We start from the raw sequence: 5,917 nt of genomic DNA on the forward strand, positions 1-5,917 counted from the left end.
CCCCCGAAGCGCCGCCCCGAGCGCTAACATCCCCGTCCCACAGCCGAGGTCGACAACGGTTTCACCCTCGATGTCGCCCTGTAGGTCGGCGACGTGGACGATGTGGGCTGCCAAATCCGGCGGCGTGTGGTACTGCTCCAGCGGCGCCCGCGGGTCCTCGAAGCCGGCGACGACCGCCAGTTCCTGTGCTAGCCGCCGTCGTGTCGCCCCGGGAGTCCCGTCGGTCATCGAGGTTCAATACTTGCCAGATATTCTTATAGGTTTGTGTATGTCTGGAGGTAATCGATGGGCCGCTCCCTATCACTCCCGGAGGGCTTCGTCGATGGTCTCGCTTCGGGTCGCCGCCCGGTTGGCACACTCCTTGGCGGAGACGTAGAGGAGATGGATGAACGCGACTTCCTCGGTGTCGCCGATACCCCGCTCGGCACGGCTGTCGCCGCTTCGGAGCAGTCCGTGCGCGTGCTCGGCGAACTGCCGCTGTAGCGCCGTCCCATCGGCTACCGCCTCGAGTGCTTCGACCGCGCGGCGCTTCTCCGTGACGACCGACTCGGTCGGGAAGTCGTCCGGGTCGAGACGGGCCAGCGTCCGGTCGGCCGCGGCGTCGACGGCCTCGAACAGTACCAGCCACTCCGTGACCTCCAGCAAGCCCACCACCCGGCGGCCGTCCCGTCGATACTCCTCGAACCCCTCGTTCCACCGCCGACTGCGGGCGCCGACCGACCGTCGGACGCCCCGGATTCGCCCCTCGACCGTCGCACCCAGGTCCTCTCGCTGTCCGGAGGGTTCGGTGCCGTACTCCTCGGCTATCGGGCGGACCGCCGCCTCTAGCTCGGTCAATGCGTCGTCGATTCGGTCGCGAACTGAGGGCGCGCTCTCGTCGGTCGCCGTCGCGTGGAACCGCTCGATGTCATCGCGCTGTCGACGGAGGTATTCGAGATGCAGTCGAAGCTCACCGATTCGACTCGGCGGAACCGGTTCGTCGTCGGCCTCCTCCGTCTCTGCTCGTGTCGGGGGACGGCCCTTCGGTCAGGTTTTTTTAGCTTCGATTCGGCGGTGTACAGCGTCGGCAGGTACCGATTGACGGGGGGTGGCGACGCGGTAATCGAACTGACCGTGGAGTGCGTCCATGGCCTCACGTTCGGCTTCCAGTTCCGCCCGCAGCGATTCACGGTCGGTCGCTCCTATCTCCGCTCGAAGAACGCCGAGCAGACGGCCGAGCTCCCGGAGTGTGTTCGAGGCGACGTTGAGCGCTTGCTCGGTTTGTCCCAACTCACGAACGTCTTCGAGTCGTTTTTCGGTGTTCTCGAGTATCGATTTCGGCGTCCCGTATCGAACGCCGTCGTAATTTTCAGGGTCGATATCGTTTTCCGCGAGCACCGACTCGACCGCCGAACGCACCGATTTGACGTGGTCGATGGCCGCTTGGTGGTGGGATTCGCTGACGATGACGGCCTTCGGAACCGACGGAACGTCGATGCTGGCGGCTTCCTGCAGCAGTTCCTCGTCAGTCTGGGGAACGTCGACCGGCGTGACCGTCCCCTGTCGAGAGGGACTCGACTGTTCGTTACAGCCGGCCAAGACCGCGAACGCTCCGGCCGTGCCGGTCAAGAAACGGCGGCGAGTGGAGGGAGCAGGCATCGTTCGAGGTTTTCTATCCGGCGGTAAACCTCTTCGGGTCAGCGGTCGGTGTCGTTCTCGTCATCGACGCTCCAACTGGGTTCGTCGCTGGTGTCGGTCTCCTCGCGGGTGTCCCACTGGCTTTCGTCGGCGCTTTCACCGCTACCCCACGCCGAGTCGTCCGTCTCGTCGCTGCTCCACCCCGAGTCGTCGGCTGTGTCACTGCCCCATTCGTCGGTATCGCTGCCCCACGCCTCATCAACTTCCTTCTGTCTCTCGCTGCCACGGTTGCTTCCGGACGTGTCCATGCCGCCACGACCGCCCGGCGGTGTGGTAGACGCGGTCGACGACCCGCCAGAACCGCCGTCTTCCTTGTAGTCGAAGTACGCGGCGCCGACGCCCATACTGGAGAGAACGAACCCGATGAGGCCACCGAGAATCGGGACTCCGCCCGCGACGGCCGCGACGACCAACGCGACGAGGAGGACGACGGCCCACTCGTCGCTCACCGACCGGCCGACCGCGAGGTAGCCCAACTGACCGACGATGGCGAGGGCGATGGCCATCGGAATCACGGCGAGGATGCCGATGATAGTGATAGCGAGCAGGAACATCACGACAACCGCCGCAATCGAGATGCCGAGGCCGTAGAGGAACGTTTCGAGGGGTTCGTTTTCGATTCGGTTGGTCGTCCGCTCGGTGTACTCCGGGGCCAACAGTATCAGCCCGCCGCCGAGAATCAGGGTGCCAACGACGGCGCCGACGACGTTCGTGAAGAACGACAACGCCAACTCGGCGCCGGAATCGACTCCTGGTTGAGTCTGTGCGGCGACCGGAACCGCGACAGCGAGCGCTGTGAGTGCGACGATACCTCCGACTATCGACAGTCGTCGTCGGGCTGGAGGGCCTGACATATTCGTGTCTTACGGCCGAATCACGTTACTCTTACTGTTCGAAACTCGGAGAAAAGCGGCAGGCGGGGAGTTCGACCGCTACCACGTCCCGTGGAACGTGTCGAACTCCAGACTGTCGAGTGGTTCCTCGCCGATGGCGATTTTGTACTCCCCCGGGGTCAACATCGGCTGTTTGAACTGCGGACCGTCGTCGGTCGTGATGCGGGGACAGCCCGTGTTGACGTAGGCGTCGAAGCCGAAGTTCGTCAGGCGGTCCGGGGTCACCTCGTCCATCGTGATGAGATAGGCGTTGTCGTTTTCGGCGACGATTTCCTCGGCGGTCTCCCACCGCCCCTGCCCGATTTTCGTACAGAAGATGACGCCCCACTCCTCGGCGTCCATCGCCTTGTGGACCGAGGCGTATCGCTGTTTCATGAACTGCTCGGTGTCCGCGATGGTGACCACGTTGTTGACGGGGTCGGCGATGACGACTTTCTTGTCGGGGTGTTCCATCGCCAGCCCGAGGGGGTGGAACTTCCCGCCGCCGACGTACAGGATTTGGTCGGCGTCGACATCCGCGGAGGCGTAGTTACAGCCGAGGACCTGACCCTCGTGGGTGAGGCGCTCGTCGCCGCGACGGGTCTCGACGGTGTAGCCGCGCTCCTCCAGCCACGTCCGCATCTCGTCGAACTTGTTCATGTGCTGGGCGGTCGTCACCAGTCCGACGTTCTCGTCGTCAGCGGGGTCGGCCAGCTCGTCGAGGGACTCCTCCATGATGGGCAGTACGTCGACGTTGGAGAACAGCGGCACGTAGAGGATTTTCTCCGACTCCTTCATCGGCGAGTGGCCGAAGTGGACGAACACGTCCGTCCGCCGCATCATGTAGGTGTCGAGGTCGCAGGCGCCGTAGCAGGGCTTTCCGGAGGTCATCACGTTGACTTCCTCGGGAAGCAACTCTCGCAGGTCGTCGACGACGCGGGGGGCCCGTCGCTTGAGCCCCTCCGGGAACTGCAGGCCGACCGTCGTGGCGTCGCGTTCCTCGACCGCCTCGACGATGCGGTCCAACTCGTAGTCCCACGTCCGGTCGTGTTTCAGCGACATCCCCGTATTCCGGAGGTCTCCCTCCGTGTACTCGGATTCCGATTCCTGACTCATTACTCGCCGTTGGATGTCGTTGCGTAAAACGTGCGTGCTTCCAAACGCGTCCGTCGTGGCCCGGAGACGGCCACGTTCCCCATCCGGCACGCCTATACGTCGCCGGTCCAAAGCACCGACAATGAGCGTCGAGACCACTCCCGAGGGCGACGTGACCGACGACGACGTGACCGAACTCGCCGAGTCGCTCGGCGAGGCCATCACCGAACTCCCGGCGTATCAGGAGTTCGTCGAGGCGAAGGCTGCCGTCGAAAGCGACGAGGAACTCCAGGAAGAAATCCGGGAGTTCGAGCGCATCCGCGAGGAGTTCATGATGGCGCGTCAGACCGGTGACGCGACGAACGACGACCTCCGGGAACTCCAGAGCGCCCAGCAGGAACTCCACGAGAAGCCGAAGATGGCGAAGTACCTGCAGGCCCAATCCGAAATCGAACTGACGCTGCAGGAACTGAACCACACCATCTCCGAACCCCTGGAAGTCGACTTCGGCGAGAAGGCCGGCGGCTGCTGTCAGGACTGACTGCGACGGCGATTCTGCGGTTTTCTCACCCGCCGAGCCACGCCGCTCGGTTTCGAACGCCTGCTTGTACTCTGGCGGTTCTTCACGCGACGATTTCCTATCGCGGAATCCAGTTTATCCACTGGTCGAGGACCGACCGACTTTTTGTCCACTCCCCGTGCAGTCACGAGTATGACTGTCCACTCCGACTGGGGCGATTGGCTGCCCACCGCCGTCGCCGATGCCGAACCCGACGGCGTCCAACTGTGGTATCTGGGCTGTAACGGCTTCGTACTGAAGGCCGACGACGGAACGACCGTCTTCATCGACCCGTATCTGGGATTGGGCGACCCACCGCGGACGGTTCGGATGATACCAGTTCCCTTCGACCCGACCGATGTCGTCGAGGCCGACGCGGTGTTGGCAACGCACGAACACACCGACCACGTCCACGGCCCCTCGCAGGCGCCGATACTCGAAGATACCGACGCGACGTTCTACGGCCCGTCGGCGTCCGTCGAGACGGCCCGCGAGTGGACGACCGACTACGACCTCACCGACGACGATTTCACCGAAATCGAGGAGGGCGACACCGTCGAAGTCGGGTCGTTGGAAATCGCGGTCGAACCGGCTCACGACCCCGACGCCGACCACCCGGTGTCGTACGTCATCCGCCACGAGGCGGGGACGTTCTTCCACGGTGGCGACGCCCGACCGAGCGAGGCCTTCGAATCGGTCGGCGAGCGCTACGACATCGACCTCGGGGTGCTCGCCTTCGGCTCCGCCGGCATGATTCCCGACAAACAGACCCGCGAGCCGAAGTACACGAAGTGGTACTCCGACGAGAACATGGCCGCCGAGGCGGCGGCGCAACTCCAACTCGACCGCCTGCTTCCGACCCACTGGGACATGTGGAAGGGGCTGACCGCCGACCCCGAGGCACTCCGGCACCACGTCCGCTCGTTCGCGTTCCCGCGGACGCTCGAGGTGCTGGAAATCGGTGACGACACCACGCTTTGAGGCTGTAGCCGGCGCTATATTCGAGTTCACGAATAAGTTTATTGAGGGCAAGGTACAGTAGGAGATATGAGCAACGCCGAACCAGAAGAACGCGTCACGGCGTCGAGCGACGGCGTCACGGTCGAGAAATCCTTCGAACCGGACGATTTCCCAGTGCCGGCCATCGCTTTCGTCGTTCGTTCGGAGCGAGAGGAGACCGTCGCCGTTCGGATGGTCGACTCCGTTCCCGAACACGTCACGCCGGAGGATATCGGCTTCCACCCCAAATACGGGGCCGAGTTCTGGGGCGTCGACGGCGACGCAATCGTCTTCGAGCGGGAGTTCGAACCGGGCGAGGAGTACACCACGGTGTACGGCCTCCGTGGCGGTGACTCCGACGACGTAGAGAAGTACATGACCGACCCGGTGTTGGAGACGGTCCACCCGCCCCTAGAGGAAAGCGAGGACTCCGAAGACGTCGTCCGCGACGTCATCGAGGGCGATGTGGAATCCGAAGACGAGGGAGAGTCCGTGGGCGAGGGAGAGTCCGAAGACGATGCGGTCCCCGAGACCGACGAAGAAGCCCACGACGACATCGAGAGCGCCATCCGCGAGGCTGACACCGACGGGGTCGCCACCGACACCGAACCCGAGGAATCGGCGGAATCGGACGAGATTGAATCCGAACCGAGCCACGACGACGGCACCGCCGCGGCCGTCGCCGGGGGGGAGCCTCGCCGCCGCACTCGCCACC

At 64.2% G+C, this 5,917-nt stretch carries 6 protein-coding genes and 2 pseudogenes; 3 read left to right on the forward strand and 5 right to left on the reverse strand.

The annotated features are described in order from the left end of the window. From GJ631_RS18035 to dph2, 5 genes and pseudogenes are all read right to left on the reverse strand, one after another. A pseudogene (locus GJ631_RS18035) lies at positions 1-228 on the reverse strand (METTL5 family protein); the annotation flags it as partial. A 72-nt stretch (positions 229-300) separates the two neighbouring features. Continuing rightward, positions 301-837: a hypothetical protein gene (locus tag GJ631_RS18040; protein WP_156710484.1), complete on the reverse strand. Its 537-nt coding sequence runs from the start codon at positions 835-837 to the stop codon at positions 301-303. Between the two features lie 189 nt (positions 838-1,026). Then, positions 1,027-1,638: a hypothetical protein gene (locus tag GJ631_RS18045; protein ID WP_156710485.1), complete on the reverse strand. Its 612-nt coding sequence runs from the start codon at positions 1,636-1,638 to the stop codon at positions 1,027-1,029. A 38-nt stretch (positions 1,639-1,676) separates the two neighbouring features. After that, positions 1,677-2,531, reverse strand: a complete 855-nt coding sequence (locus GJ631_RS18050) for a hypothetical protein (protein WP_156710486.1) — start codon at positions 2,529-2,531, stop codon at positions 1,677-1,679. Between the two features lie 78 nt (positions 2,532-2,609). Next, positions 2,610-3,665, reverse strand: coding sequence for a diphthamide biosynthesis enzyme Dph2 (gene dph2 / locus GJ631_RS18055; RefSeq protein ID WP_156710487.1), 1,056 nt, complete (start codon positions 3,663-3,665; stop codon positions 2,610-2,612). A gap of 121 nt (positions 3,666-3,786) precedes the next feature. Here dph2 and GJ631_RS18060 point away from each other — a divergent pair, with 121 nt between their 5' ends. The 3 genes and pseudogenes from GJ631_RS18060 to GJ631_RS18070 form a co-directional block, all read left to right on the forward strand. Next, positions 3,787-4,185, forward strand: a complete 399-nt coding sequence (locus GJ631_RS18060; RefSeq protein WP_156710488.1) for a YlbF family regulator — start codon at positions 3,787-3,789, stop codon at positions 4,183-4,185. Positions 4,186-4,356: 171 nt separating this feature from the next. Beyond that, positions 4,357-5,184 carry an MBL fold metallo-hydrolase gene (locus tag GJ631_RS18065; protein WP_156710489.1) on the forward strand — a complete coding sequence of 276 codons (828 nt, stop codon included), beginning with the start codon at positions 4,357-4,359 and terminating at the stop codon, positions 5,182-5,184. Between the two features lie 66 nt (positions 5,185-5,250). Beyond that, positions 5,251-5,917, forward strand: a pseudogene (locus GJ631_RS18070) (DNA polymerase V family protein); the annotation flags it as partial.

The organism is Natronomonas sp. CBA1123, assembly GCF_009741925.1.
In the GTDB taxonomy this organism is placed as follows: domain Archaea; phylum Halobacteriota; class Halobacteria; order Halobacteriales; family Haloarculaceae; genus Natronomonas.